Genomic DNA, 26,951 nt, shown 5'->3' on the forward strand with positions numbered 1-26,951 from the left:
TGAGCACGATCGCTTCAGCATTTTCAAACGGTTGAAGGAATTGTTGGGACTACCTTCTCCGCCAGAGTCTTCGCAAGTGCGCAGGTGTCGAGTTGGCCTGTCTTTCGATTCGACGGCGGGTTGCTGAGGAAGATCTCAAGGCTTCCGCCCTTCATCTCGACGTTTATCGTGCACACGGCGTCGGGGTGCTCCTCGACCTGCCGCGTCGAGATCGCACGACGTCCGTTGATGGCGAACTCACGGGTGTCGGCGAACTTCTTGTCCCGCACCATGTCGACGGTGATATTCGTCGTTCTGATGACAGGTGCATATCCATCCGTCTGGACCCAGCCGCAACCACGCCACTTGACTCCCCCTGACGCGTTCGAGTCCTGCTTGTCTTTGCTGCGCAGATTCTCTGAATCGAGGATGCTCTGCGGAATGTCGGTGCACGGGTCGTAGCCCGTTGGTACGTCAGGGGCGAGGGTTGCGCTAGCGGAGGAGGTTCCGCTTGACGCTGCACCGTCATCAGCCGGACCGCAGCCTGCCAGAACGAGTGCGGCGCCGACGGCGAGGGTGGTCAGTCGCCGCGAACTCTGCCCTGAGGTCATTGGTTCCCCTCGCACACCGGTGTCTTGTTCCTGGCCTATCCAGGGCCGGACCGGCTCCTCCGCCCCCTGCAGTGAAACCTGACGCTACCGGCGGCGTTTGCCGGGTGCAAGCGACCTGACCTGCTTTGCAGGTGAGTGACCGCCCAGAGCCCCGGCCTCGCGCGAGGAGGAGGCCGGGGTTGTAGGAGAGCGGCTCGGTCAGGACTGGGAAAGGACCAGGTCACCGCTGGTTATGCGAACAGTGAATGAGTCCCAGTCGCCCGGCCTGAACACGAGAGCAGGGCCACTGGGATTCTTCGAATCGCGAACACCCACAGAGCCTTCGCGCAGGAACGCGACCTCGACGCAGTCTTTCTCGGCGCTGCTGTAGCTGCTCTTGAACCAGTTGGCAGCGGATAGGTCGGCGTTCACTCGGCGTACTCCTTCGCGATCTGGTCGATGAGAGTGCGGCTTCGCTCCTGGTCGAGTGCCGATCGCTGGATATCGGCGTACGTCTGGCGATACCGCCGGATCTCCTCGGGCTTCTCAAGATACAGGTCACCTGTGAGCCCCTGCATGTAAACGACCGGTGGCTCGGTGAGATGGGCTGTTGGGTGCTTCGGGAAGTCGAGCATCACAAACGAGCCAGCGCCCAGGCCCGCGTACGCATGGGCCGAGAGGGGCACCACTCGCACTGAAACATTGGGTTGTTCACCGACAACCATCAGATGTCGAAGCTGCCGCTCCATGACTGAGGGACCGCCGATCGCGCGTCGGAGCGCGGATTCGTCGACAACAGCCTCCAGAAGTACGGGATTCGAGACGCTGTCCACGCGAGCCTTTCGCTGCCTGAACATCTCGATCCTTCGTTCGACTTCAGGTCCGGGTATAGAGGGGAGGTCGACCCAGATCAGTGCTCGTCGATACTCATCGGTTTGCAAGAGTCCGGGCAGAAGGGTTGTCTGGTAGGAGACCAGACGCTTGGCAAACGCCTCGAGTTCCACGAAGAGGCTGAACTCTGCGGCGATGGTGTCACCGTATGCATGCCACCACCCCGTATGTTTGGTCTCCTCGACCAGGTTGAGCAGAATCGCGGTGCGCTCTTCGGAAGCACCGTAGACCTGGCACAACCGCTCGATGAACAGTGGATGCAGCCTGACCGGCTGTCCGGTCTCCATCCGCCAGAGGGTCTGTTTGCCCACGTCGATCGCATCCCGCGCGTACTCCGCGCTGACGCCCGACTTGATCCGCAGCTCGCGCAGCTGACGCCCCAGCATCCGGCGGGGCAGGGTGGAACCTGTTGAACTCACGACGAATCCCTTTCGTAGCCAAACTATCGGCCGGGTACCTAACTGGAACCATGTGGCGGGGGGCCTTGGAACCTGGGCGGTTTCCGCCCGATTCCACCACTGAGAACATTCCCGCCCAGCGATATCCGGTGCTTCACTGAACGCGCCCGGACCCAATCGAAGAAGTGCTGAAACCTTAACCGCGCCAACGGTTCCAGGTCCAGCGACCGGGATATCTCGCGTACCGAACTATGTGAATCGAGGATGGCGAATGAATCATGCGGCATTCGCGGACACTCCCGCGTCCCGCTGCGCGTTTTACCGCCGCACCTGTGGGCTGCCCGCCGGGATACATCCGGAGATCGGCCGCATCGTCGTGAAGGCGGGCGTGGTGGGTGGGATCACGATGCCCGACCGGCTGGGGCAGTGCGTGCGCGACGACATGCTTTTCCGTGGCCAGGCGATCGGCCCTGTCGTCGCGCATATCCGTTCTCGCCGGTGGACTTTCCTGTGCAGGCCGGATCTGCCCGACGACGTGCGGCTGTTCGCCGCGTTGTTCCGGATGGACGTTTCGATCGTGCCGTTCGGCAGCGAAATCGCGCTGCCCTCACCGGCCGACGCGAGCAATGCGTTTCGCCGATGGGTGGTCGCGCCGCGAGATACGTTTCGTCCGTCCGGAGTGGTGATCGTGAATTGCGTGCTGGCCCGCGCGGGTGGGAAAGGTGCGCCGTGAGCGAGGGTCTGCCGACGCGGAGTCAACTGCTGCGGGCCTGCCGGGAGGACGGGCCGCCGCCTGCGCATCCGGTGCTCGTGCAGGCGCGAACGCTGAGTGACCTGCATTTTCGCCGTCTCCGCTCGGAGCGAGGATGCGGCTGCGGTGGCGATGAGCGCCGGGCGCGGCTGATCCGCGAGATCGACCGCTGGGTCGAGGCGCGTTTGCCCGTGGCTCGCGGCGGAGCCTATCTGCACACCGAATCGTTCGGCTCGGTGGTCGATCGCTTGGCGCGGCTGAGCGCGTGTGCCTACGCGGCCATGGCCGGCGACCAGGAGTGGGACCTGTGGTTCGCGTGGGAGCGGCTGGCCGAAGCGGCGGTCGCCTACGAGGATCTGGTCGGCGAGCTGAGCAGTGGGCGGCGCAGGTTGCCGAGCGCTTTCTAGCGCGGGTCAGTTTCGCAACAGGGTGGCGGCGAGGTGATGCCGCAGTGGTTCGCCGACCGCCGCCATCCGGAGGGTGTAGTCGATGGTGTCGCCGGACAGGCGCAGCGACCGGCCGAGGGCGGTCACGAGTTTCGCCGTGCTGCTGCGCCCGATGGTGGTGGAGTCCAATTCCATGCGCAGCGTGCCGTCTTCGACGGCGAGCGAGCCTTCGCAGATTTCGGTAATTCCGGTGGGATGGGCGAGGATCAATTCGACGCGGTCGGGGCGCGGGCAACGCAGATAGCCCGTTTCGGCGTGCAGCGGCCTGCCGTCGTCGGTGGCGCGGGTCTTCTGCCGGTAGGTGAGGAACGGCCGGCCGAGATGGCCGAACCGGATTTCCTCGACATAGCCGAACGGCTGAATGGTCGGGTATTCACCCTGCCCATTACCGCGCCACGTGCCGAGCAGTGGAGCGAGCGGAGCGATATCGGGGTGCAGGGCAATAGCAGGCTGGGGTTCGACCACGGCGAACAGCCTAAACCTGCGCTCGTCCAACCGTTCGGGTACTCCCGATTTTGCTGCAGGCTAAGGTTAGCTTCGCCTTATCACCAATGTGGTGTGGTCGGAAAGGAAACAAGAAGTTGAACGGACGCTGGAATGAGTCGCGCCGTGGCGGTTTGCCTCGGTCGCGGACCCGACGTGGTCTGCTGCGCGCGTCGGCGCTTGGTGTCGCGCTGGTCGTGGCGGCGGGCTGCTCGGACTCGAAGCCGGACGAGGTGCCCGCGCTCGACGGCAACAAATACGTCCAGACCAATCTCGCGGCCAACAACGCGGAGTACAAGGCGCAGTTCGTTTTCCCCGACCTGGTCAACGCCTGGGGGCTGGCCAACCGCCCCAAGGGCGCGGGCGGGCACTTCTGGGTCGGCGCGGGCGGCAAGTCGTTCCAGTTCGTCGGCGACGTGACCAAGTCCCCGGACGACAAGCTGCACAAGCTGTTCCAGGACGACTTGAAAATAGTCACCATTCCCGGGGCGGATGCCGACACCTCGGACAAGAGCGCGGGCAAGACCACCGGCGTGGTGTTCAACCCCGCGCCGATCACCTCCGACCTGTTCGTGGTGCACGACCAGCCGGTGGAGGCCGAAGGCGGGCCGCTGAACGGTTCGGCGCGGTTCATCTTCGCCACCGACTCCGGCAAGATCTCCGCCTGGACCGAGCTGGGCTTCGAGGGCCGGATCGTGCGCCACGACGGGCCCGCCAACCTGGTATTCGACGGGCAGGCGCAGGGAATGCAGTTCTTCGGGATCGCGCTGGCTCCCTCCGGTGACAAGCTGCTGGCGGCCGATTTCGGCGCCGACCCGCAGGTGCGGACGTTCGACAAGAACTGGCAGCTGATCCCGACCACCGGCTTCGCCAACCCGTTCGCCACCGGTGACGCGATCGACCCGGCCGCGCCGGAGAAGGGCAAGAAGGCCAAGCCAGGCGACCCCGCGCCGTTCAACGTCTCGACCATCGGCAACCGGGTCTTCGTCGCCTATGCCACCACTCAGCCGGACGAGAAGGACGCGACCAAGTTCGATGCCGGTGAAGAGGACTCGCTGGACAAGGACGAGGAAGGCGGCAAGCCGGACAAGGGCAAGCTCGCCGAGTTCGACGCGGGCGGCAAGCTGGTGCGCATCATCGACGACGGCAAGCGCCTCAACGCGCCGTGGGCGGTGACGATCGCGCCGGACGGGTTCGGTCCCCTCAGCGGAAAACTGCTGGTCGGCAACTTCGGCGGCGCGGGGCACGTGCTGGCCTACGACGACATCACCGGCAAGTTCGCCGACTACCTGCGCGACGCCGACGGCAAGCCGGTCGCCATAGAAGGACTGTGGGCGCTGATGTTCGGCAACGGCGAGAGCCTCGGTGACGCCGACTCGCTGTACTTCACCGCCGGACCCGACGACGAGAAGGACGGTCTGTTCGGCAAGCTCCGCTTGAAGTAGTCCCGCTGCGAGGCGGCCCGTACCGATTCGGTGCGGGCCGCTCGCGCTTCAGCGGCCTCCGGTCGGCGCGGAGGCTCGCGGTTCGGTGCGCCGTTCGCGGATGGCGGACTCGACTTCCTCGACCGCCGTCCGGATCATCGCTCCGTAGCCGTCGTCGGCGAGGGTGTGCAGACATGTGCGGGCGGCGTCGATCTGGCGCTGCGCGGCACCGAACGAGCCGAGCCTGCGGTAGTCGTCGGCGAGATTGAGGTGCAGCGACGGGTAGAACGCGGCCACCCGCAGCGATCCGTCGAAGCTTCGAGCGCGATCGTCGGAGAGGCTGTCGGCGGCGTCCAAGGCCCGGATGTCCCAAGTGAGCGCTTCGGCGGCGTCGTCGTACAGGTCGGCAAGGTAATGAGCGAGGGTGCACCGGTGCAGTGGGTCACCCTGCGGCCCGAGTGAGGCCCATACGGTGAGCAGAGCCTCCCGTGCGTCGTCCGGACGGCCCTCACGGCCGAGGGCTACGGCGTTGGTGATGGTTTCCATGGTGTGGTCGGGTGCTGCATACATTCGGGTCTCCTTCATGGGGGTGATAGATGCCTGTTCGTGTGCGAGTCCGGCCGGGTCGGCTCGGCGGTGGACGGTCGGGGCTGGGCGGGCAGCCGCCGGATGCGGCTGCGGGGCGGTCTGGGCGATCGGAAGTAGCCGTGGGTGGGCGTCGCGATCGCGAGACGAGTAATCGGATCGCGCGCCGCCGGTGGAGGGACGCGGTTGTGCGTGCGCAGTGGTTGCACGGCTGTCGGTCGTCGGACCGGAGGGACGCGGTTGCGCGTGCGCAGTGCCTGCACGGTCGTCGGACCGAAGGGCGGGTCGTGCGTGCGCGGCGGTTGCACGGGTGAGGGGCGCCGGTGTCCGACGACTTATCCGGAGGCGTTCTCGCGGAGGGGCCGGACCGGCATGGCCAGGGTGGTGAGGTCGCCGTCGGTGGCGGAGCGCAGGACCACCGGCTGATCGGCGGCGATGACGTCGAGCATGAGATCGGGACCGAGCGCGGTGTGGACAGCGGGTAGCAGAGTCGCGGGGTCGAAGGACAGCGTGACGGCGGAACCGGTGACCTGCGCGGGCAGGCAGTGCGCCTCTCCGAGCCCTGATACTGCGATCTCGTTCGGATGAATCGCGAATTGCATTGTGCCGTATGAGCTTTCGAGAACATTCAGCATGGAGTGCCGGGCGACGACGACCCTGGTGCGCACCGGTCCCAGTCCCGCCAGTAGGGCGCGGTGGTCGGGGAAAGGGCCGTCGATGACGGGCGAGTGGTGTTGCGCGCCGTCTCCCATCAGAAGCAGTCCGTCGTCGGACGGTGCGACGACGACCTCGTGCATGCCGCGCAGCTGCTCGGTGATCGACTCGAGCCCGCTGGAATCGAGCACCGCGGACCAATCGCCGCCGTGCTGCCGGTTCGCCACGACGGTGCGGGTGGACAGGCGGTAACGATCGGTTGCCGTCAGAGTCACCGTGTTCGCGCTCGCTTCCAGCAGGACGCCTGCCAGCACGGGTATCTCGCGGGTGCGCGCTGCGGCGGTGCGGACCTGGTCGAGCGCCTCGGCCAGCGCCGCCGCATCGACCGCCACGTGCGTGCCGAGCGCCTGTTTGACCACGGCGGCGACGCGCGCGGCCTCTTCCGCTCGATGTGCCAGTTCCGCCACGTGACGGTCGAGCAGGCGGCGCGCCCGCTCGCTGTCACCGGCGAGGATTTCCGCGATGGCATCCAGCGGCAGGTCGATCGCGCGCAGCTGCCGGATGAGCACCGCCCGCTCCCGCTGCGCCTCGGTGTAGTAGCGGTACCCGGTCAGCGGATCGACCCGGGCGGGGACGAGCAGACCGCAGTCGTCGTAGAACCGCAGCGCGCTCGCCGTGAGCCCGCTGGCCCGCGCGAGCACACCGATCGTGATCAACTGTGCCGATTCCAATCCCATCACCCGGTCATCATGGAGCCTCAACCAACTCGAAGGTCAACCTCCCGGCGGGGACAACACCGTCGGCCAGTCCGGGGAGGAGTCGCGGGACCATCAGCGTCGGCTGCTGGGACCCGCGCGGTGCATACCCGTGGACGTGACACCCGGGCGGCAGACGGCTCCGTTCGCTGTTGTCACGCGGGACGCACGCACGAGGGATCTTGTGGTCACGGTGACGGTCGCCGCGCCGGTGGTCTATCGGTCGGCCGCATTGCACGCCAACGGCAACCGCCGCCCGGCTGGCCGTCGCCGCCCTACTGGCCTATCGGTCGGCCGCGTTGCGCGCCAACGGCAACCGCCGCCCGGCTGGCCGTCGCCGCGCTGGTGGTGCTCGCGGTGATCCCGGCGCAGAACTGCCTCGGGCCGAGGGAACCGCCTCGGTGCAGGGGCGTCCATCCTGCGAGGCCAGACCATCGGCGGTCGCGCTCGGTGCTAGTCAGTCGGCCTCGGTGGGGGTGACGCGCCAGCGGCGCGACCAGTCCCAGACCGAGCCGAGTGCGGTGCCGAGTTCGGCGCCAGCGGTGGTCAGCTCATAGGACTTGTCCGGATTCTTCGCGATCAGGCCCGCGGACTGCAGGTGCTGCAGGCGCACCGAAAGCATGCTCGAAGAGCAGTTGCCCATGCGCCGGCGCAACTCGAGGAAGCCGAGGCGGTCGGGTTCCAGTTCCCACAGGATGCGCAGGATCCAGCGTTGGCCGAGCAGGTCCATGGTGGCCAGCAACGGCGCGTTCGCCGGGTCGTCCCGCCCGCGCGGCGGCTTGGGTTCGTTTGCGCTTCTCATTTAGAACCAGCATAGTGATTCTGAATCAGAAGCATCGGCCCGGTGCCGGGCGGACCGAAAGGGTGACGGTGGACGACAGGATCGGACGGCGAATCGTGCTGATCACGGGCGCCTCCCGCGGGATCGGCGCGGAGACCGCCCGGGTGCTCGCGGCGCGCGGCGACCACGTGGTGATCAACTACCGGGAGAAGGCCAAGCGGGCCGACGCGCTGGCGGAGTCGATCCGGCAGGCGGGCGGCAGCGCGACGACGGCGGGCGCCGACATCGCCGACGCGGATTCGGCTCGTTCCCTGGTTGCCGGGGTCGTCGAAAAGTTCGGCCGTCTGGATGTGCTGGTGCTGAATGCGTCGGGCGGGCTGGAGCGCAATGCCCGCCCCGACTACGCGATGGCGCTCAATCGTGACGCGCAAGAACGGATCGTCCGACTGGCGTTGCCGCACATGCCGTCCGGCTCGCGCATCGTTTTCGTTACCAGCCACCAAGCGCACTTCCACGGCCGCAAGCCCGTCCCCGCCGACTACGAACCCATCGCCGCAAGCAAGCGCGCGGGCGAGGACGCGCTGCGCGCCATGATCCCGGATCTCACCGCCGCGGGCATCGCCTTGCACGTCGTCTCCGGTGACATGATCGACGGCACGATCATCGTCCAGCTGCTCGAGCGCCGAAACCCCGCCGCCGTCGCGGCGCGCCGAGAGCACGGTACTTTGCCCACGGTCACGGAGTTCGCCACCGCGGTGGCCGATGCCACCACCGCCCCCGCCCACCCCGGCCACACGATCTATATCGGCGGCCTGGACTACCTCGACGCGCAGGAGGTCGGTTCCTGAGGTCGACCCGGTCCGCAGCCGCGCTCACCTCGGTCGTAGAACTGGACTCGCCCTGGCGTCGAGCCCGCCGCGTCGATTGAAGTGGTTGCGATAGCGCCGAGCCGACCGGAACGCGCACTTCGATTTTCGCACCGTTCGATGATGTCGGGGGTGTTCCCTCGGTTCGACCGGCCAGGCGAGTTGCGCGACACCCTCGACCTGATGACGCGATTGGCCACGGAGCTGACTCCGAGTCCGCTGATCGACGTGCCGCCGGTGTGGACCCGGATCCGATCCTCGCCACCCATCCGGTCACCCGCGACGTGGATCGTGCGGCGGTCGACGCCTTCGTCTGCGCGCTCGCCGGATATCGGGCAATGGCCTGCCGGAAGCCGGGGCCGCCGCGCTCGCCGCGGTTGCGCACGCATCAGTCGTTGTTTGCCGGAGTCGCCGAAGAGTGGCTGGCGTGTCGGCTGGGTTGGCGATAATCCCAGGAGAGACGACTCTCTCGTCGAAAACCGTGAGGTCACTGAATGTTTGCGGAAGTTCGAGGGACGGCGCGCGACCGGATAAATCGGTCAATGGGCGTGTCGCGGTGGCGGAAGTGACCGAATTCGACGCGGGCCGGGCCACTCTCGGTCACGCTGGGCATATGTGGATGTTCGGGCAGTGCCGGGACACCGGCGAGGCAAGGCATCGAGGACGCGCTCGTGACGCGTCCACCCTGGTCGAGATGGGGGTCCGGAAAATGGAACAGGTGTCCGAGGCCCGGGTGATTCCGGGCAAGGAACTCCTGCTGGCCGCCTTCCGCGGCTTGCCGCACATGGATCATCCGATGCTGGAGGCGGCCGGAGAACTGGCTCAGCTGCACCAGACGCGCGAGCGGACTCCCGCGAGCCGGTGCGACAAACTCGACCGGCGCCGAGCGCAACTCGTGCGCGGCATCGACCGCTGGGTCACCTTGGCGACGCCGATCCCGCCGCCCGCCGCGCCCGAACACACCGAGACCGTCGGCCATATCGTGGACCGACTGGCCGTGCTGGCCGCCCAGGCGTTCGTGGCGCTGGCGCACGCGCCGGAATCGGTCTTCTACGACGCGTGGGTCCGCATCGATGAATTGGCCGACGGCTACCAGGATCTCGTCGACGACCTGCGGGCCGGAGCGAGACGACTACCGGAGGGGCGCTACGACCGCTGGTAGCCTATCGGCCCCGTCCGAACAGCCGGAACGAGCGCCGGCGTCGGCGCGGCAGGGTCGAATACACCATGGTCATGTCGGCGAAGACCTCCGCTTCCCGCTCGCGATCGACGCCGAAATCGGCACGGCCGAGCACATGTTCGATCGAGCGCGGCGAAATCGACGGCAGGATCACGGCCAACGAGGGCGGCACCGGGTTGCCGCGCTCTCGGTCCTTGTCGTGACCCAGGAGCATGTGGCCGACCTCGTGCAGGATGACGTGATCGGCGTTGCGGCCGGTCGCCGCGGCGTCGTAGACGATGATGTCGTCGTGCTTGCGTGCCACCCACAGGCCGCCTCCGCCGCAACCCGTGTCAGCCAACATCGCCTTCGGTACCGGGTGCAGGCTGATCGAGCGTCCGCGGTGGGCGGCCACCGCGGCCAGATAAGCGGTCAGGTTCCACGGGTTCGGGAGGGGCACGGTCCGGGCGGCATCCCCGAAACGAGCTTCCATGCTGGTCATCGGCGCCCACCTTACCTATCGGTCGGCGACTAGTCATCCGCGGAATCCGGGCATACCGTCGAAAGGTGATCGGCCGCCGGCCAACGCGATCGGATCACTCCGCGGCGGGCCCGCTGTCCAGAGGTTGCGCCCGCATGGCCCGGATGGCCAGATAGTTCAAGCCCCACAGCGCGATTCCGATGGCCAGCAGCACGCCGGCGATGGCGTACTGCGCCGGATTGCGGTCGGTGAACGGTGTGACGAGGAAGCCGCAGCTGAGCGCGCCCACGAAGGGCAGCGGCGTCGGCGTCTTGAAGTGCTTGTGCCCCACCGGGTCTCGACGCAGCACCAGCACGGCGACGTTGACCACCGTGAACACCGCGAGCAACAGCAATGCCGTGGTGCCACCGAGTTCGGGCACCTCACCGACGAGCAGGATCAACCCGAGTGCGAGCAGCGTGGTGAAGACGATGGCGTTGTAGGGCGTCCTGCGGCGCTCGTGCACGCGGCCGAACGGCCGGGGCAGCACGCCTTGGCGGGCCATGCCGTAGATCAACCTGCTGGCCATCAGCATGTTGATCAGCGCCGAATTGGCGACGGCGAACATGGTGATGTAGGCGAAGATGTGGGTGGGGAAGCTCGGCGCGCCTGCCTCGACCACCTTCAGCAGCGGGGTGTCGCCCGCGCCGAGCTGATCGGCGGGCACGAGCGCGACCGCGCTGATCGACACCAGCACATAGATCAGGCCGGTGATGATCAGCCCGGCGAGCAGCACTTTCGGGAAGATCCGGGTGGGTTCCTTGCATTCCTCGGCCATGTTCACCGAGTCCTCGAAACCGACCATCGCGTAGAACGCGAGCGTGGTGGCCACGATGACGCCGCCCACCGCGTTGCGCTCCCCGGTGTCGAATTCGACGACGCGGGAGAAGTCGCCGTCGCCCACGCCGAGCGCCCAGCAGCCGATCCCGATGACGATCAGCAGTCCGGTCAGCTCCACGCAGGTGAGCACCACGTTGAGCTTCACGCCCTCGCTCACCCCGCGCAGGTTGACCGCCGCCACCACGGCCATGAACAGCAGCGCGATCACCGTCACCGCGGTGCCGCTGCCGAGATCGAGGTCGAAAGCCTCGGCGAAGTTGGCCGCGAACGCCCGCGAGGCGGTGGAAGCGGAGGTGATGCCGGAACTCATCACCGCGAAGGCGACCATGAACGTGAGGAAATGGATGCCGAAAGCCTTGTGCGTGTACAAGGCCGCGCCCGCGGCGTGCGGGTACTTGGTGACCAGCTCCAGATAGCTGAACCCGGTGATGAGCGCGACCAGGAACGCCACCAGGAATGGCACCCACACCGCCCCGCCGACTTCGTTGGCCACCTTGCCGGTGAGCGCGTAGATGCCGGTGCCGAGGATGTCGCCGACGACGAACAGCAGGAGCAATCCCGGCCCCATCACCCGTTTGAGTTCGGGCCCGGAATCGGATGTCGGATCGGCAGTGACTTCGGACATGCGTCCTCCCCTCGGCAGTAGGCCGAGGGTACCCATTCCGGCGCGGAATAGTCGGGCACCGCGCGGTATTCGGCTTGATGTTCACCCGGGACGAGCCGGGCCGCTAATCCTCCCGGTCCATCCCGCGCACGGCCTCCACGATCATGGCCGCGGAGTCGCGCGGGCTCAGCGCCATGGCGCGGAGCTGATCGAAGATCACGCCGAAACGCCGGATCTCGGTGTGCCCCTCGATCAGTTCGTCACCCGCCATGCCCTCCACGTAGACCAGTTCCGGATCGGCGGGGTCGGGGAAGTCCAGCAAGGTGAACGAGCCGGCCATGCCGGGGTGCGCGCCCGCGTCGAAGGGCAGTATCTGCAGGATCACGTTCTTCCGTTTGATCTCCTGCAGCAGCCGCTCGAGCTGTCCGCGCATCACCACGGGCCCGCCGACGGTCCGGCGGATGGCCGCCTCGTCCAGGACGACCCACAGTTCGAGCGGGTCCTCCTTGGTCAGGTTGACGGCGCGATCCATCCTCGCCTTCGCCCTGCTCTCCATGACCGACGCCTCCAGCTTGGGCATCGAGGTATCGATCACGGCTGTCGCGTACTCGTAGGTCTGCAAAAGGCCCGGGATGAAGGAGGTCTGGTAGTGCCGGGCGGACAACGCCTCGGACTCGAAGTTGATGTAGGCGGCGTATACCTCCGACACACTGCCCTCGTAGGCGCGCGACATGCCGGGCTTCAGCGCGTCGGACAGCAACTCCAGTGCGTCCTCGCGCTGTTCGTCGCCGATACGGTAGAGGTCGAGCATCGCCATCAGCGTGCGCCGCTGCGGCCGCGCCTGCGCGGTTTCGATCCGGTACAGCGTGGTGACGTTGATGCCGGTCTTCGCGCTGACCTCTTCCTTGCTCAGCTGGGCGTTCTCGCGCATCTCGTGCAGCATCGCCGCCAGCCGCCGCAAACGGACGGTCAGTACGGTGCGCTTGCCTGCCATCAGTCCAACCCCTTCGGTCTGCGCACCTGCTGGAACGTGTTATGACGTTCGCCCTCGAATGCGGCCTGCGTGCAGCGGATCTGTGCCTGGTGTGGGCACAGCAACAGAGACTACCTCCCGTGATCCACGTTATGGTCGGTGTTTTCGCGCGCGGTTGCGGCCGGTGGGCGACATCGCGGGGTGAATCGGACCGACTGCTCGGTTACGCGGGCCCCCGGAGACTCGCCGAACTGCCCGGAGTCGCTTTCCGGGCGGCGGGAACGCCATTTCCCGCGCCCGATGGTCGCCGACCTCTGCCTCCGGTGTCCGACGGGATTCCGGCTCGCGATGGTCGTCGGGAATAGCGCTGGCCGCGGGTCGCGAAGCTATTGCAGATTAATTGCCAATGTATTCATACATATGCCATCGGAGAACTATGTCGAGGTAGATGCCACATTTTGAAGTGTGCCAAGAGTTTGCCACAATTTGGTTTCATCTCGTGTTCCCGACCATCGCCCCGGGTCGCCGATGGATAATGACCGCGTGACGAGGATGGACGACCTCGCGCTGAGAAGCGCCTCCGCGGTAGAGAGCGTCATCGCGGGCACGCCGCAGAGCGTGGGTAGCTTCCGCTTCTGGTTCGAGGATCAACGATGGGAATGGTCGGACGAAGCGGCCGCGATATACGGCTACACCGAGGGAAGCACGCGACCCAGTACGGAACTGTTGCTGGCGCACAAGCATCCCGACGACCGCGCACTGGTCGCCGATTCCATCGCCACCGCCGTGCACACCGGTGAGCCGTTCTGCGGACGCCACCGCGTCATCGACACCGCCGGGCGCGTCCATCACGTCATCGTCGTCGCCGATCGCATGCTCGACGACCAGGGTCTGATAATCGGCACCGCGGGTTATTTCATCGACGTGTCCGGCACGCTGGAGGAGAACCGGCAGGAGATCCTCGACGACACCCTGCCCGAACTGGTGGAATCGCGAGCGGTGATCGAGCAGGCCAAGGGCGTGCTCATGGTCGTCTACGGCATCAACGCCGAACAGGCGTTCCGGGTGCTGCAATGGCGCTCCCAGGAAACCAACATCAAGTTGCGGACGCTGGCGCGCCAGCTGGTCGGCGAGGTCCCCGCGATGGGCGGCGGACCCACGGCCCAACGGGCCCGCTTCGACCACCTGCTGCTGACCATGCACGACGTCCTGGCGACGAAATGAGCGCCGCGCCGGTGACCGAGATCCGATAGGCAGCCGTGCCCGCGGCTCCCGTGACATCAACGCCGCAGCGCCCTGCCGTGTCCTGAACCGGCCGCTTGCCTCCGTGTGCCACGGCTCCGCGCGCCGCGGAGCGAACTCCCCGTTTGCCGCAGCGTCGCCGCCGAATGCGCGCTGCGCCAACGTCATCCAGGGCGCGGGGGTTGCGTGATCTTCGCCCTTCGACCGGTCCCACTACCGATAAGTCGGAGACAATTCATTAGAAGTAACCATAGTGGGAGGGAGTCGTTGTGGTCAGTGAGTACACATCGGCACTCGAGCGGGAAATCCTCGACATGCGCGCGCAACACGAGACGTTGCTGCGGACCGGGCGGCAGTGGTCGTTGCGCGCGATGTTCGGCACACCCGATTGGGACATCGTCGATTACTGCCGCGACTTCCGGCCCAGCCGGTTCGGGGAACAAGCCTGTGCGGAGGTGGAACGCTTCTGCCGCGAGCACGGGATCTGGCTCGAGCCCGCGGGCCCGCACTACAACAGCATGACGCCCTATCTGCATCCCGGCGCCGTCAGCGCCGAACGGATGACGATCATCGGCCTGTACAACGCCATCCTGTTCTGGCTCAACGACACCGTGGGACGGGAGAAGTTCGGGCACCTCGGCGACGAGGAACAGCGACAGGCGAGGGTGGCGATCGACCGGCTGTGCGTGCTGCTGCGCACCCGGTCGGCGCCGCGGGACGCCACCCCGCTGGAGACCTCGACCTCGGCGTTCCTCACGAGGTTGTCCGCCAGCGCGGACGCGGACTGGCTCGACCGATTCGTCGAATCCACCATCGAGCACCTGCGGCCCGCGATCCAGGATCAGAACGCCCGCGCCCGCGGCGGGTTGCTCAGCGTCGCGGAGTACATCGATCTGCGGGCCCAGGTCTCGGGCATGTATCCGGCGATCGCGCTGTGCGAGTTCGGCCGGGACGACTACCTGCCCTGGGAGCGGATCCGGCGGGCCGGGCCTGCCGAGGAGCTGCTGCGGCTACGGGTGCTGACCGTGGAGATCGGCGCGCTGATGAACGACGTGTTCTCCTTCGAGAAGGAGTGCATCGTCGATCTGGCCGATTTCAACCTGATCCCGGCGCTGCTGCTGAACCATCCCGGATGGGCGCTGGCGGACGCCGTGGTTGGCGCCACCGAGATCGTGCGCGCGCGCCTGACCGAGTTCCGGGAACTGTGCGCGGCGGCCACCGAACGATGCGACCGCCTCGCGGCGGAGGACGCCGCCTTGGCGGCCACCGTCGCCACCCACATCACCGATCTGATCGCCTGCGTGCAGGCGACCTGGGTCTGGCAGGTGAAGACCCTGCGGTACAAGGGTGCGTCTATTTTCCGGGAGAACGGGTTACAGTAGCGCCCCGCCCTCACCATTCCTGGGAATGCTTCCAGGCGGCAGTACTCGACGGTCTCGAACATGTGTGGATACGATGCGTCGGGGGCTATCTCCGGCCTGAATGGTGAGGGGGTTGCGGTGGAACAGATCGAACTCGCCAGGATGGCGAACTTGTGGTGGCGCGCTCTGCAGGCCGTCGCCGGTGGGTCCGCGTCTGTACCGGACCCCGAGATCGTGCTGCTCGGGATGGTGGAGGAACTGGCTTCCGGCGTGGAAGCCGAGCCTTTCGACGCGAGCGTGGGCAGGCGCGTGGGCGCGGCGCTGGCCTCCACCGGATTGGCCGACCCGGCCGTGCCGAGTACGTCCGCCCAGGTCTTGTACGGATTGGCCGAACACGCGGCGTCCCCGGAGGCCGGGCGACGACTGGCGGCGCTGCTCGCCGAGGTCGGTCAGGGCTACGAGGCGCAGACGCGCGCGCACGAGGACGCGCGCCGATCCGATGACGCGCGCTTTCGCGTGGTGTTCGACAACGCGGCGATCGCCATCGCCATCGGGGACACCGACGGGACGTTGCTCGATGTCAACCGGGGTCTGGCCGAGATGATCGGGGTCCCGGTGGAGAGCCTGCGCGGGGTGTCGGTCTACGACTTCGCCCACCCCAACGACCGCGAGGCGATTCGCACGCTGGTGTACGAGAAGCTGGTCCCGGCCGGCGCGGGCACGGTGAAACTGGAGCAGCGCATCCGGCGCGCCGACGACAGCTACGGGTGGGCGTCGTTCGCCATCACCTTCGTCAAGGGCACGGACGGGCAGAGCGATTACCTGCTCGCGGTCGGTGAGGACGTCACCGAGCAGCACCGGATGCGCGAGGAACTGCATCGGCAGGCCCGGCACGATCCGCTCACCGGCCTGCCGAACCGTCGCCACCTCATCGAACGCATCGACGCGATGATCGCCGACGCGCGCAACGGGGATCGAGCGGGATTGTGTTTCGTCGACATCGACCGCTTCAAACACATCAACGATCGCTACGGCCACGGCACCGGTGACCAGATCTTGACCGCGGTCGCCGAACGCCTGCAGGACAGCGTGCGCGGAACCGGCTGTCTGGTCGCCCGCATCGGCGGGGACGAGTTCGTCGCGCTGATCCCGCCGCCGGCCAGCGATCACCGGGTGGCCACCGTGGCGAACAGCCTGCTGGAGGCGCTGGTAGATCCGATCACGGCTGGTGACCGGCGACTACGCATGTCGATCAGTATCGGCGCGGTGGTCACCGCGGTCGCGGGCGCGGATGCCGAGTCGCTGCTCGACGCGGCCGACACCGGCCTCTACCGGGCGAAGGCCGACGGCAAGGGCCGGTGGGTGTTGCACATTCTGGACACCGACACCTCCCTCGGCCCGCAACCGGTGTTGTGAACGGCGGTGCGATCCTTTGCGCGCAGGGGCGGCCGAGTGGTGTCCGAGCGTTCGCATTCGAGTGGAAGCGGCCGCGGCGCGGGAGTTCAGGAGGCCGATGGTTGCTCAGCGGGCCAGCAACCTGTGCAGGAACGCGGGTGGGACCATCGGCCGTTCCTCGTCCCAGTGGCCTTCGCGCAGGTCGTAGCTCAGACTGTGCAGCAGTGAGATGATCCACGGTCCCTCGTCGAGCAGCGGCCGGATGAGACCGGCGTCGGCGTACCGGAGCACGACCGGGACCAGTTCGTCCTTCGCCGCCTCGGTCTTGCCCGACGCCGCGAGGCACGACGCGAGCAGCAGCGATGCCTGTGCCGCGGCGCGCGGGCGTCGATCGGCGTCGATGGAGTCCCGCAGCTGACCGGCGCGCGCGGCAGCGGCGGCGGCTCTCTTGGCGGCTCCCGAACGCAGCAGCATGCGGATCGCGGAATCCTCGCGCATCTCCGCGGCCATCGTGGCGATACCGCCTTCCCCGGCCGGCGGTTCGGTGACGTAGGTGGCCGTCAGGCCGAGCCGCACCTGCTCGTTGGCCACGCGGGTGGCCAGGCGCGGCAGTTTCAGGGCCCGCGCCACCTCGGCGCCTTCGTCCAGCCGTCGCGCGGCGGCGGCCAGGTCACCGCGCAGGGCTTTGATCCGCGCGCCGGTGGCGTAGTTGGCCATCAGCAAGTCCACCGGACCGCCCTCGGTGCCGAGCCTGCCCGCCTCGTCGAGCAGGCGCTCGGCCGCGGCGAGCTGGTCGCGTTCGTACAGCAGTTCGCCGAGCAGCGCGCCGGCCAGCCGGGCGGCATAAGACCGCGGGCCCGAGGAACTGGTGGATATCTCGACGGCGGTGCGGAAGCTGTGTTCGGCCGTGGCGATGTCGAGCTGTTCCCTGGCCGCGATGCCGACCAGGCAGTGGCTGTACATCAAGGTGAACGTGCTGCGGTTCTTCCGGTAGAAGGGGGTGGCCCAGTCGTTCCACTCCCGCGCTCCCTCGTAGTCGAACTTGCTGATCGCGGAGAACGCGGCGAGGTTGGCGGCCGCGCACAGCGCCCACGGTCCCAACGTGTCGGCCCGGCCCAGGCATTTGCCGACCACGGCGTCCAAGCCTTCCGGATGGTCGCCGAACGCGCGTTCCACGCTCTCGATGAGGTCGGCCTCGAGCGTGAGATCGGGATCGGCGGCCGGATCGTTGTCCAGCGACGCCCGCACCAGCCGTAACGCGGCATGCAATTCGGTGGGCCGCCGCAGCAGCACGTGCGTCCAGGCGACGCCGACCTGGAGCATGGGACGGGTCGCGGCGATGGCGGGCGGGAGTTTGGCCAGCAGTCCCAGGAACGTGGCGAGCTGCCCGTCCTGCACCATAGCGCGGGATTTCCCCTCGAGGAGATCGACGGCCATGTCGCCGTCGTCCGCGGCCAGCGCGTGGTCGATGGCCTCGCTGAGCATCCCGTGGTCGCCGAACCACGTGGCCGCCTTGCAGTGCAGTTCGCGAACGCGCTTGGGATTGTCGCGCTCGAGTCGCTGACGCAGGAACTCCGCGAAGAGATGGTGGTAGCGGAACCATTCGCCGCTGTCGTCGACGCGGCGCAGGAACAGGTTGCGGCGTTCGAGGTTCTCCAGCAGAGACTGCCCGTGCGGCATCCCGGTCAGCGCCGTGGCGAGACTGCCGGAGATCCGGTCGGGAAAGGAGGTGGCGAGCAGGACCTCGCGCAGTTCGGGCTCGACGGTGTCGAGCACGTTCTCGGCCAGGTACTCCGCGATGGCGTGATGGCGCCCGGACAGGTGAGCGATGAGCGAGGCCGGATCGGGGTGCTCGCGCAGCGACAGGGAGGCCAGCTGCAACGCCGCCGCCCAGCCCTCGGTGTAGTCGCGCAACTCGGCGCTCTCGGTGTCGGCCAGGGTGAGGCCGGTCTGCTCGGTGAGGAAGGCCTGTGCCTCCTCGGTGTCGAAACGCAATGCGGCGGCGTCGATTTCGACGAGCTGGTGCCGAACGCGCAGGGTGCCGAGCGGAAGGCCCTCCAGCGACCGGCTGGTCAGGATGATCTGCAGGTGCCGCGGACCCTGGTCGATCAGGTAGAGCAGGGCGTCGACGGCGGCGGGATCGGTGATCCGGTCCCAGTCGTCGATCACCAGGGCGAATCGTTGCTCGCCTTCATCGATGGCGTTGATCAGCGTGGTGAGCACGTAGCGCGCGGCGGCGGTGTCGCCCTCTTCCAGGACCGGGGCCAGGCCGGGCGCCAGCGTGGGGCTCACACGGTTGAACGCCTCAGTCAGGTGGGTCAGCAACCAGACCACGTTGTTGTCGTCGCGATCGACGTTCAACCAGGCCACCGCCACGTTCTCGGTGTCGGCGAGGCGCTTGGCCCATTGGGCCGCCAGTGTGCTCTTGCCGAACCCGGCCGGTGCGTGGATGACGGCCAGGCGGGGTCGCGGCTCGGTCTGCAACGCGTTGATCAGGCGCTCGCGCTGGACCAGCGGTCGGGTGGACATCGCAGGGCGGAACTTCGTCTCGGGAGTCGGCGGCGTCTTCGGGTGGGGAGTGGGAAAACGCGCGGTGGCGGTCATCGGCCGGGTGCTGAGGTCCTCGGGCGCCGGCTGCGCGCCCGCGGGAAGGGTCATGTGCTCGACCGGCATGTCGTTGCCGCGCTGGAACTCGCGCAGCATCTCGCCGAACGCGGCGGCCGAGGGCGGCCGATCCGCGGGATTATGCGCCATGCTGGCCTCGATGGCGGCCGCGACCTCGTCGGGGATGCCGTCGAGCCGCAGGTCCGGCAGCGGGTCGGCGGAGATGCGCAGGAACTGCGCGACGATCTGCTCGCCGGAACGCCGCTCGTAGGCGGCGTGACCGGTGATCATGGCGAACAGCGTCGCGCCGAGCCCGTAGACGTCCGAGGCGACCGAGGGAACGCCGGAGCGCAGCACCTCCGGCGCGGTGAACGCGGGTGAGCCGGTCACCACTCCCGTGGTGGTCTCGAAACCGCCTTCGACCCGGGCGATCCCGAAATCGGTCAGTTGCGGCTCGCCGTAGTCGGTGAGCAGCACATTTCCCGGCTTGATGTCGCGGTGCAGGATGCCGGCCCGGTGCGCGGTCTCCAGAGCGCCCGCCAGCTTGACGGTGATCGCGATCGCCTCGGGCAACGGCAGGAAGCCTTCCCGGCGGATGCGGTTCTCCAGCGAACCGCGCGAGTGATACGGCATCACCAGGTAGGGGCGTCCGCTGCGGGTGGTGCCCACTTGCAGGATCGGCACGATGTTCGGATGCCCGGACAGGGCGCCCATGGCCTGCTGCTCGCGCAGGAAACGTTCGACGTTCTCCGGCTCCAGTTCGGGGCGTGCGGTGAGGACCTTGACCGCGACGCTGCGGTTCAACGCCCGTTGCCTGCAGCGGTAGACCACACCGAACCCGCCCTTGCCGATCACTTCGGGATCGTCGAGACCCGCGCCCTCCAGTTCCCGCTCGATACCTGGAGGCCGATCGTGCTGTGTGGCGAACGGGTCCGATCCTGCCATGGCCCTGCTCTGTGTCGGATGTCTGTAGTCCTGCGGTTGGATACCCAGTTTATGCCCAGCGAACCGCACCCTTGGTTATTACGCCTGATATAGACAATGAGGTGAGGAGGGTATTGTCGCCGGGCCCCCGCCTGTCGATCCGGTCTGGTCGCCGCGATTCGGCAATCTCATTTCCAGCGCGGTGAAAAGAGCTGGGGCGCAGAGATTTCGCCGTGGAATCGGCCTATGGCGAACTTTATGAGCGGGGGTGTTCGAGTGGCTATGACGTATGTCAGAATCCGCGCATGACCATCGACGTCTGGGCGCAGCATCCGACCCGGCGGTTCCTCGCCGACGACATGTTCGCCTCGCTGCGGCGGTGGACCGGAGCCGTGATACCCACCGACGAGATCCCGCTGTCGTTCACCCTCGACGCGATGGACGCCGCGGGCGTCGAACGAGCGTTCATCTCGGCGTGGCACGGGCCGGAAGGCGTGCTCATCTCCAACGACGAGGTCGCGGCCTGGGCGGCCGAGGCGCCGGAGCGCCTGCTTCCGGTCGCGTCGGTGGACCTGCGCAGGCCGATGGACGCGGTCCGGGAACTGCGCCGCCGCGTCGACCAGGGCTTCAAGGGGCTGCGGGTGCTCCCGTGGCTGTGGGAGGCGCCGCCGACCGATCGGCGCTTCTATCCGTTGTTCGCGGCGTGCGTCGATTCGGGAATCCCGTTCTGCACGCAAGTCGGGCACACGGGGCCGTTGCGGCCGTCGGAAACCGGGCGTCCCATCCCGTACATCGATCAGGTCGCGCTCGACTTCCCCGAGTTGACGATCGTCTGCGGGCACATCGGTTATCCGTGGACCGAGGAGATGATCGCGGTCGCGCGCAAGCACGAGAACGTCGTCATCGATACCTCGGCGTACACGACCAAACGACTTCCGCCGGAATTGGTCTCGTACCTGAAGTCCGGAAGTGGCCGCCGCAAGGTGCTGTTCGGCACGAATTATCCGATGATCTTCCCGCAGCACGCGCTCGACGGCCTCGCCGCTCTCGGCTTGGACGACGAGACGCGCGCGCTGTATCTGGACGGCAATGCCCGAAGGGTTTTCGGACTGGCCGGTTGACCGACTTACGCGGCGGCGTGTCGGCGGCGCGTTTGCGCGACGATGGGCGGTTCGGGCCATAGGATTCCCCGGCGCGCATCGTGAGGAGGTCGAATGCTCTGGGTTGTACAGGTGTTCGCCGTCGCGGCCGCGTTGCTCCATGTCGGCATCTTCGTCATGGAGTCCGTGCGGTTCGGCGACCCCAAGGTGTACCAAGGGGTCTTCCGGGTTTCCGGAGCCGAGCTGGCAGCGGCGCGGCCGTGGGCGTTCAATCAGGGTTTCTACAACTTGTTTCTCGCGGTGACGACGCTGGTCGGCGTGGCGATCCTGCGAACGGTGCCGGAGGCGGGGTGGGCTCTGGTGCTCGCCGGTTGCGGGTCGATGCTGGCCGCTGCGGTGGTGCTGGTGGCACACGACCGCCGCTTCGCCAGGGGCGCGGTGGTGCAGGGCGCGCTGCCCGCGCTGACCTTGCTCGCCGCCGTGACCCAGCTGTAACCCGTCCGCGTAGCCGACGGGTGGCCGAGCGCCGGTGGGGCGGTGCGAAATCGGTGTGACTGCGCGATTGCTTCGGCGAGGGTTTCGACGCCGCGCGATCAATCGGCAGCGCATTCTCGGCTACCGAAAGTTCGAAGCGGTGGGCGAATTCGCACGCGCGAGCCGGTGAACGGCCGTACGGATGGCGGGCAGCCGGTAGCGCTCGTCATCGCCGATCGGTGCCGGGCGTGCACGGTCGATGCGCCGAAAAAGGTTGCGACCGGTCTGCTCTGAGTGGCCGCGCGTCGTCAGCAGCCCTTGACCGCAGATATGCGGACGCAATCTTGCGTTCTTGCATCTGTACGTGCATGATCCAGCTAGCCTAGTTGTGACAACCCATCCGATGGCCGGGATAACCGAATCGAGAGCCAATTATGTTGGTAGAAACAGCGTTGGGGTCGGGTCAACTCGGAGTGTGGCGGTGAGCGCGCCGACGGTCGGCGCCATACCGACCGCGCCGCAATTGTTGTGTGCTTTCCAGGGACGGCGTTTCCAGGACCGGGAACTGCTGCGGTCCGCGCACGCACTCGCCGAGCTGCACCAGCGCCGCGCGCAGGTGGTGGACGCCGCACTCGTCGCCGAGATCGACTGCCGGCGCCGCGAACTGGTCGACGAGATCAACGACTGGGTCGCGCAGGAGATCCCGCAGCATCGCAACGGGGCTTCGTTGCACACCGAAAGCCTGGGCGCCGTGGTCGACCGGATGGCACGTAGCTGGGTGGACGCCAATCAGGTCATCCACTCCGAGGGCGGGCGCAGCGACAACACCCATAAACACTGGTACCAACTGGCCGAACTCGTCGACGGGTACACTGACCTGGTAACCGACGTGGCCGGTGGCCGCCGCCGTTTGCCCGAACAGTGAGTTCGTCGCGACGGTGGTCTCGTCCGCGGTAGTGACACTGCCCCGCAGCGTCACTCGTCCGAATGGCGACGTCCCGGCGCCGAGTCTCGCGACCAGTGGCTCCAGCCGGGCGCTCTTGTCGCCGGCACAGTGACGGCGGGCGCAACGGGGCGCCCCGCCCGGCGTGCCGCGTGGTCGACTGGCGCGGCACGCCCGTGACGGATTCACCTGCGTGGCAACTGTTCAGCGACTGTTACTCGACCGCCGATGCGCGCTGCCCTGCGGGCGCGGCGTCTGCGCAGATAGCGCCGGATCCGGCTGGCGCAGAAGTACACCAGCGCCAGGCCGAGGACGAGCAGCACCGCCGCGATCACCGCCGCCGCCAGCGGGTGGAACACGGCCAGGGTGACCACGCCCGCGACGGTCACGTCCTCGGCGGTGCTGACCACGATATTGCTGGCGGGCTCGGGGGAGGTGTTGACCGCCATGCGGGTTCCCGCCTTCACCAAGTGGCTCACCAGCGCGGCCGTACCGCCGACCGCGCCCGCGGCGAGTTGCGGCAGCGAACCGTCCTGTCCCGCCAGCAGAGCCGCGACCACGGCGCCCGCGATCGGCCGCACCACGGTGTGCACCGCGTCCCAGAACGAGTCGAGATACGGGATCTTGTCCGCCACGGCCTCGATCAGGGACAACGCCGCCGCCGCGATCAGGACATCGGTGCGCTGCAACCCTTCCGGCACCGAATCGGTGAATCCGAACCGGCCGAGGAGGCCGAGCAGCAGCACCACCGCGTAGGCGTTCACGCCGCTGGCCCAGCCTGCGGTGAAGATGAGAGGGAGTGCGGACACGAGCCCATGGTATGGCGACGGGGTGACAGTCTGCCCTGCGCTGCACCGAGTCCGCCCGGGGGCAGGCGAGCCCCCGCGGCCCCACTTCGACCAGGTCTCGGCGACCCGGTCAACCGGACCGCGGTCCGGCACTGTTCCCGCTGGCCCTCGGCATCGGCGTGGTCGGCCGATTACGCTGTTCGCTATGTCTGTCCGCACTCGCAAGCCCCTCGTCCCGGGCACGCTGTCGCCCACCCGTGAAGTCCCGCGCGCCATCGAGCGCCCGGAATACGCGTGGAAGAAGACCGCCGACGAGGGGCGCGAGCCCTGGGTGCAGACCGCGGAGACGATCGAGAAGATGCGCATCGCGGGCAAGATCGCCGCGCAGGCGCTGGAAGAGGCGGGCAAGGCGGTCGCGCCGGGCGTCACCACCGACGAGCTGGACCGCATCGCGCACGAGTACATGTGCGACCACGGCGCCTACCCGTCCACCCTCGGTTACAAAGGGTTCCCGAAGTCGTGCTGCACCTCGCTGAACGAGGTCATCTGCCACGGCATCCCGGACTCGACTGTGATCGAGGACGGCGACATCGTCAACATCGACGTCACCGCCTACATCAACGGCGTGCACGGCGACACCAACAAGACCTTCCTCGCCGGTGACGTCGACGAGGAGGTGCGCCTGCTGGTCGAGCGGACCGAAGAGGCCACCATGCGGGCGATCAAAGCGGTGCGTCCCGGCCGGGCGCTGAACGTGATCGGCCGCGTCATCGAGTCCTACGCCAACCGTTTCGGCTACGGCGTGGTGCGCGACTTCACCGGCCACGGTGTCGGCCCGACCTTCCACAGCGGGCTGGTGGTGCTGCACTACGACCAGCCCGCGGTGGAGACGATCATCGAACCCGGCATGACGTTCACCATCGAGCCGATGATCAACCTCGGCGGCATCGACTACGAGATCTGGGACGACGGCTGGACCGTGGTCACCAAGGACCGCAAGTGGACCGCCCAGTTCGAGCACACCTTGGTCGTCACCGAGTCCGGGGCCGAGATCCTGACCCTCCCGTGACCGGCGCTGCGGCCGGGCTCCGGAAGACCGGCCTGCGATGAAGGGCGCGTTGCTGGTCGCCGGCACGACTTCGGACGCGGGGAAGAGCGTCGTCGTGGCCGGGATCTGCCGGATGCTGGCGCGGCGCGGCGTGCGCGTCGCGCCGTTCAAGGCGCAGAACATGTCGAACAACTCCGTGGTCACCCTCGACGGCGGGGAGATCGGGCGGGCCCAGGCGCTGCAGGCCCAGGCGTGCGGGCTGGAGCCGAGCGTGCGGTTCAATCCCGTCCTGCTCAAACCGGGCAGCGACCGCCGCTCCCAGCTGGTGGTGCGGGGCCGGGCGATCGGCACGGTCGGCGCCGAGGACTATTTCCGGCATCGGCGCCGGTTGCGCGAGGTGGTGGCCGCCGAGCTGGCCGCGCTGCGCGCCGAGTTCGACGTGGTCGTCTGCGAGGGCGCCGGTTCACCCGCCGAGATCAACCTGCGCGCGACGGATCTGGCGAACATGGGTCTCGCGCGCGCCGCCGCGCTGCCGGTGCTGCTGGTCGGGGACATCGATCGCGGCGGCGTGCTCGCCCATCTGTTCGGCACCGTGGCCATCCTGGAACCCGAAGACCAGCGATTGATCTCGGGTTTCGTCGTCAACAAGTTCCGCGGCTCGGTGCAGCTGCTGCGGCCGGGGCTGGAGCGTCTCACCGAACTCACCGGCCGTCCCACCCTGGGCGTGCTGCCCTACGTAGATGACCTCTGGATCGATGCGGAGGACTCGCTGGGCACCGTCGCCGACGCGCCGGTGGGCCGCCCCCGGCCGCCGGTGGGCGACGAATGGCTGACAGTCGCCGCGATCCGGCTGCCGCGCATCTCCAATTCCACCGACGTCGAGGCGCTGGCCTGCGAACCCGGCGTCGCGGTGCGCTGGGTGAGCGAGCCGTCCCGGCTGGCGGACGCCGATCTGGTGGTGCTGCCCGGCAGCAAGGCGACGGTGTCGGATCTGGGGTGGCTGCGGCGTACCGGCATCGCCGACGCGCTGGTGGCGCGGGCCGCCGCCGGCGATCCCATCCTGGGCGTGTGCGGCGGATATCAGATGCTCGGCGCTCGTATCGTCGACCGGGTCGAGTCCGGCGCGGGCGAGGTGGAAGGGCTCGGGCTGCTGGACCTGACCGTCGAATTCGCCGACCCGAAAGTGTTGCGCCGCAGCGCGGGGCACGCCGCGGGCGTCGCCGTGCGCGGCTACGAGATCCATCACGGCCGCGTCACGCACCGTGGCGACCCGGCGTGGCTCACCGTCGACGGCGAGCCGGAGGGCAGCGTCCGAGGCGCGGTGTGGGGCACGCACCTGCACGGGCTGCTGGAATCCGACGAATTCCGCCGCAGGTGGCTGCGCACTGTCGCCGCGGCGGCGCGGCGGTCGGGTTTCGCTGTGGCCGAGGATGTCTCGGTCGCTGCGGTGCGCGCCGCGCAACTCGATCTGCTGGCCGATCTGACCGAAGCCCATCTCGACCTCGCCGCGCTCGAGCGCCTGCTGGCCGAGGGCGCGCCCGCCGGTCTGCCGATCCTGGCCACCGACGTGCTCGCCCCGAGCGACCGTATCGGTTGACGGGAGCCACCCCGCGCCTTACCTTGCAGTAAGGAATTCGGCTCCAGGTAAGGCTGGGTCGAGCGAGTGCGGTCGGGTGCGAGGATGATGGCGGCGGAGAAGAGACCCAACAGCCGAGGGGGCAATGTGGTGTCGGCGACGGTGACCAGCAAGGGGCAGATCACCATCCCGATCGACGTGCGAGTGGCGATGGGACTGCGCACCGGCGTGCGGGTCGCCTTCGTTCCCACGCCCACCGGCACCTACGAACTGGTGCCCGAAACGCGCACGATCAAGTCGCTGAAGGGCATCGTCGGCTGGTCCGGCTCGCCGATCGGCCTCGCGGAGATGAACGAGGCCATCGCGGGCAACGTGGTGGAAGGGAAGGCGCGATGATCGGCCTTGACGCGAATGTGCTGATCCGCTATCTCACCCAGGACGACCCGGAGCAGTCCGCCCGCGCCAATCAGGTGATCGACGGGCTCAGCGAGAGCAAACCCGGCTACGTCACCATGATCGTGCTCGCCGAGATCCACTGGGTGCTGCGCCGCGGCTACAAGCAGGACCCCGAAGCCGTCACCGACGTGCTGCTCGGCCTGCTGGACTCCAGTGAGATCGTGGTCGAGCGCGCCGACACCGTGCGCCAGGCGCTGCGCCGGGCCGCCGACGGCGCGGACTTCGCCGACGCGCTGATTCAGCAACTCGGCCAGGAGGCCGGGTGTGAGCTGACCGTCACCTTCGATCACAACGCGGGTGAGCGGGCCGGGATGCGCCTGCTCGCCTGAATCCGCCCCCGA

At 67.8% G+C, this 26,951-nt stretch carries 27 protein-coding genes; 15 read left to right on the plus strand and 12 right to left on the minus strand.

Features of this window, described 5'->3' with window-relative positions:
• Positions 1–23: 23 nt before the first annotated feature.
• The 3 genes from U3653_RS12530 to U3653_RS12540 all read right to left on the minus strand — a co-directional run bounded on the left by U3653_RS12530 (position 24) and on the right by U3653_RS12540 (position 1,879).
• On the minus strand, positions 24–590 hold the full coding sequence (locus tag U3653_RS12530; RefSeq protein WP_195078753.1) for a DUF3558 domain-containing protein: 567 nt from the start codon (positions 588–590) through the stop codon (positions 24–26).
• Between the two features lie 198 nt (positions 591–788).
• Positions 789–1,001 (minus strand): DUF397 domain-containing protein, encoded by a 213-nt coding sequence (locus U3653_RS12535; RefSeq protein ID WP_195078754.1) that lies wholly within the window; start codon positions 999–1,001, stop codon positions 789–791.
• Complete coding sequence (locus tag U3653_RS12540; protein ID WP_195078755.1) at positions 998–1,879, minus strand: helix-turn-helix domain-containing protein; 882 nt, start codon at positions 1,877–1,879, stop codon at positions 998–1,000. Before U3653_RS12540 ends, U3653_RS12535 begins: the two co-directional genes overlap by 4 nt.
• A 250-nt stretch (positions 1,880–2,129) precedes the next feature.
• Here U3653_RS12540 and U3653_RS12545 point away from each other — a divergent pair, with 250 nt between their 5' ends.
• Positions 2,130–2,591 (plus strand): DNA-directed RNA polymerase subunit beta, encoded by a 462-nt coding sequence (locus U3653_RS12545; protein WP_195078756.1) that lies wholly within the window; start codon positions 2,130–2,132, stop codon positions 2,589–2,591.
• Positions 2,588–3,016: a DUF4254 domain-containing protein gene (locus U3653_RS12550; protein ID WP_323124221.1), complete on the plus strand. Its 429-nt coding sequence runs from the start codon at positions 2,588–2,590 to the stop codon at positions 3,014–3,016. Before U3653_RS12545 ends, U3653_RS12550 begins: the two co-directional genes overlap by 4 nt.
• 6 nt (positions 3,017–3,022) lie before the next feature.
• Here U3653_RS12550 and U3653_RS12555 read toward each other — a convergent pair whose 3' ends face one another.
• A complete protein-coding gene (locus U3653_RS12555; RefSeq protein WP_195078939.1) occupies positions 3,023–3,520 on the minus strand; it encodes a peroxynitrite isomerase in 498 nt (165 codons plus the stop codon).
• Positions 3,521–3,672: 152 nt separating this feature from the next.
• Between U3653_RS12555 and U3653_RS12560 the strand changes: the two genes are divergently transcribed.
• Complete coding sequence (locus U3653_RS12560; RefSeq protein WP_397069171.1) at positions 3,673–4,983, plus strand: TIGR03118 family protein; 1,311 nt, start codon at positions 3,673–3,675, stop codon at positions 4,981–4,983.
• A gap of 48 nt (positions 4,984–5,031) precedes the next feature.
• Here the strand turns inward: U3653_RS12560 and U3653_RS12565 are convergent, their stop codons facing one another.
• From U3653_RS12565 to U3653_RS12575, 3 genes are all read right to left on the minus strand, one after another.
• On the minus strand, positions 5,032–5,532 hold the full coding sequence (locus U3653_RS12565; RefSeq protein ID WP_323124222.1) for a hypothetical protein: 501 nt from the start codon (positions 5,530–5,532) through the stop codon (positions 5,032–5,034).
• Positions 5,533–5,882: 350 nt separating this feature from the next.
• A complete protein-coding gene (locus tag U3653_RS12570; RefSeq protein ID WP_195078760.1) occupies positions 5,883–6,938 on the minus strand; it encodes a DNA polymerase III subunit beta family protein in 1,056 nt (351 codons plus the stop codon).
• A gap of 475 nt (positions 6,939–7,413) precedes the next feature.
• The gene (locus U3653_RS12575) at positions 7,414–7,758 is read right to left on the minus strand and encodes a winged helix-turn-helix transcriptional regulator (RefSeq protein WP_067808687.1); all 345 of its coding nucleotides are present in this window, start codon (positions 7,756–7,758) and stop codon (positions 7,414–7,416) included.
• Positions 7,759–7,826: 68 nt separating this feature from the next.
• Between U3653_RS12575 and U3653_RS12580 the strand changes: the two genes are divergently transcribed.
• Positions 7,827–8,585, plus strand: a complete 759-nt coding sequence (locus U3653_RS12580) for an SDR family oxidoreductase (protein WP_397068856.1) — start codon at positions 7,827–7,829, stop codon at positions 8,583–8,585.
• A 583-nt stretch (positions 8,586–9,168) separates the two neighbouring features.
• Entirely contained in the window at positions 9,169–9,765 is a 597-nt protein-coding gene (locus U3653_RS12585; protein WP_323124223.1) for a DUF4254 domain-containing protein, read from the plus strand.
• 1 nt (position 9,766) lies between these two features.
• Here the strand turns inward: U3653_RS12585 and U3653_RS12590 are convergent, their stop codons facing one another.
• The 3 genes from U3653_RS12590 to U3653_RS12600 form a co-directional block, all read right to left on the minus strand.
• Positions 9,767–10,264, minus strand: coding sequence for a hypothetical protein (locus U3653_RS12590; protein ID WP_195078762.1), 498 nt, complete (start codon positions 10,262–10,264; stop codon positions 9,767–9,769).
• Positions 10,265–10,358: 94 nt separating this feature from the next.
• A complete protein-coding gene (locus tag U3653_RS12595; protein ID WP_195078763.1) occupies positions 10,359–11,747 on the minus strand; it encodes an APC family permease in 1,389 nt (462 codons plus the stop codon).
• Positions 11,748–11,850: 103 nt separating this feature from the next.
• Positions 11,851–12,720: a helix-turn-helix domain-containing protein gene (locus U3653_RS12600; RefSeq protein ID WP_195078764.1), complete on the minus strand. Its 870-nt coding sequence runs from the start codon at positions 12,718–12,720 to the stop codon at positions 11,851–11,853.
• A 531-nt stretch (positions 12,721–13,251) separates the two neighbouring features.
• Between U3653_RS12600 and U3653_RS12605 the strand changes: the two genes are divergently transcribed.
• The 3 genes from U3653_RS12605 (at position 13,252) to U3653_RS12615 (ending at position 16,718) form a co-directional block, all read left to right on the plus strand.
• Positions 13,252–13,923: a PAS and ANTAR domain-containing protein gene (locus U3653_RS12605; RefSeq protein ID WP_195078940.1), complete on the plus strand. Its 672-nt coding sequence runs from the start codon at positions 13,252–13,254 to the stop codon at positions 13,921–13,923.
• A gap of 287 nt (positions 13,924–14,210) precedes the next feature.
• A complete protein-coding gene (locus U3653_RS12610; RefSeq protein ID WP_195078765.1) occupies positions 14,211–15,323 on the plus strand; it encodes a terpene synthase family protein in 1,113 nt (370 codons plus the stop codon).
• Positions 15,324–15,440: 117 nt separating this feature from the next.
• The gene (locus U3653_RS12615; protein ID WP_323124224.1) at positions 15,441–16,718 is read left to right on the plus strand and encodes a diguanylate cyclase domain-containing protein; all 1,278 of its coding nucleotides are present in this window, start codon (positions 15,441–15,443) and stop codon (positions 16,716–16,718) included.
• A 105-nt stretch (positions 16,719–16,823) separates the two neighbouring features.
• Here U3653_RS12615 and U3653_RS12620 read toward each other — a convergent pair whose 3' ends face one another.
• Positions 16,824–20,246, minus strand: coding sequence for a protein kinase domain-containing protein (locus U3653_RS12620; RefSeq protein WP_195078766.1), 3,423 nt, complete (start codon positions 20,244–20,246; stop codon positions 16,824–16,826).
• A gap of 284 nt (positions 20,247–20,530) precedes the next feature.
• Here U3653_RS12620 and U3653_RS12625 point away from each other — a divergent pair, with 284 nt between their 5' ends.
• The 3 genes from U3653_RS12625 (at position 20,531) to U3653_RS12635 (ending at position 22,724) form a co-directional block, all read left to right on the plus strand.
• Positions 20,531–21,346, plus strand: a complete 816-nt coding sequence (locus tag U3653_RS12625; RefSeq protein ID WP_195078767.1) for an amidohydrolase family protein — start codon at positions 20,531–20,533, stop codon at positions 21,344–21,346.
• Between the two features lie 93 nt (positions 21,347–21,439).
• Entirely contained in the window at positions 21,440–21,820 is a 381-nt protein-coding gene (locus U3653_RS12630; RefSeq protein ID WP_195078768.1) for a DUF1304 domain-containing protein, read from the plus strand.
• 544 nt (positions 21,821–22,364) lie between these two features.
• Entirely contained in the window at positions 22,365–22,724 is a 360-nt protein-coding gene (locus U3653_RS12635) for a DUF4254 domain-containing protein (protein WP_195078942.1), read from the plus strand.
• Between the two features lie 203 nt (positions 22,725–22,927).
• Here U3653_RS12635 and U3653_RS12640 read toward each other — a convergent pair whose 3' ends face one another.
• Positions 22,928–23,551 carry a DUF4126 domain-containing protein gene (locus tag U3653_RS12640; RefSeq protein WP_195078769.1) on the minus strand — a complete coding sequence of 208 codons (624 nt, stop codon included), beginning with the start codon at positions 23,549–23,551 and terminating at the stop codon, positions 22,928–22,930.
• A gap of 184 nt (positions 23,552–23,735) precedes the next feature.
• On the opposite strand from U3653_RS12640, the gene map reads away from it, so the two are divergent.
• From map to U3653_RS12660, 4 genes are all read left to right on the plus strand, one after another.
• Positions 23,736–24,599: a type I methionyl aminopeptidase gene (gene map, locus U3653_RS12645; protein ID WP_195078770.1), complete on the plus strand. Its 864-nt coding sequence runs from the start codon at positions 23,736–23,738 to the stop codon at positions 24,597–24,599.
• Between the two features lie 37 nt (positions 24,600–24,636).
• On the plus strand, positions 24,637–26,175 hold the full coding sequence (locus tag U3653_RS12650; protein ID WP_195078771.1) for a cobyric acid synthase: 1,539 nt from the start codon (positions 24,637–24,639) through the stop codon (positions 26,173–26,175).
• Between the two features lie 87 nt (positions 26,176–26,262).
• The gene (locus U3653_RS12655) at positions 26,263–26,550 is read left to right on the plus strand and encodes an AbrB/MazE/SpoVT family DNA-binding domain-containing protein (RefSeq protein ID WP_228826967.1); all 288 of its coding nucleotides are present in this window, start codon (positions 26,263–26,265) and stop codon (positions 26,548–26,550) included.
• Positions 26,547–26,939 (plus strand): type II toxin-antitoxin system VapC family toxin, encoded by a 393-nt coding sequence (locus U3653_RS12660; RefSeq protein ID WP_039799424.1) that lies wholly within the window; start codon positions 26,547–26,549, stop codon positions 26,937–26,939. The genes U3653_RS12655 and U3653_RS12660 overlap by 4 nt, the downstream gene beginning before the upstream one ends.
• Positions 26,940–26,951: the final 12 nt, after the last annotated feature.

The sequence above is a fragment of the Nocardia implantans genome (genome assembly GCF_035544775.1).
In the GTDB taxonomy this organism is placed as follows: Bacteria; Actinomycetota; Actinomycetes; order Mycobacteriales; family Mycobacteriaceae; genus Nocardia; species Nocardia implantans.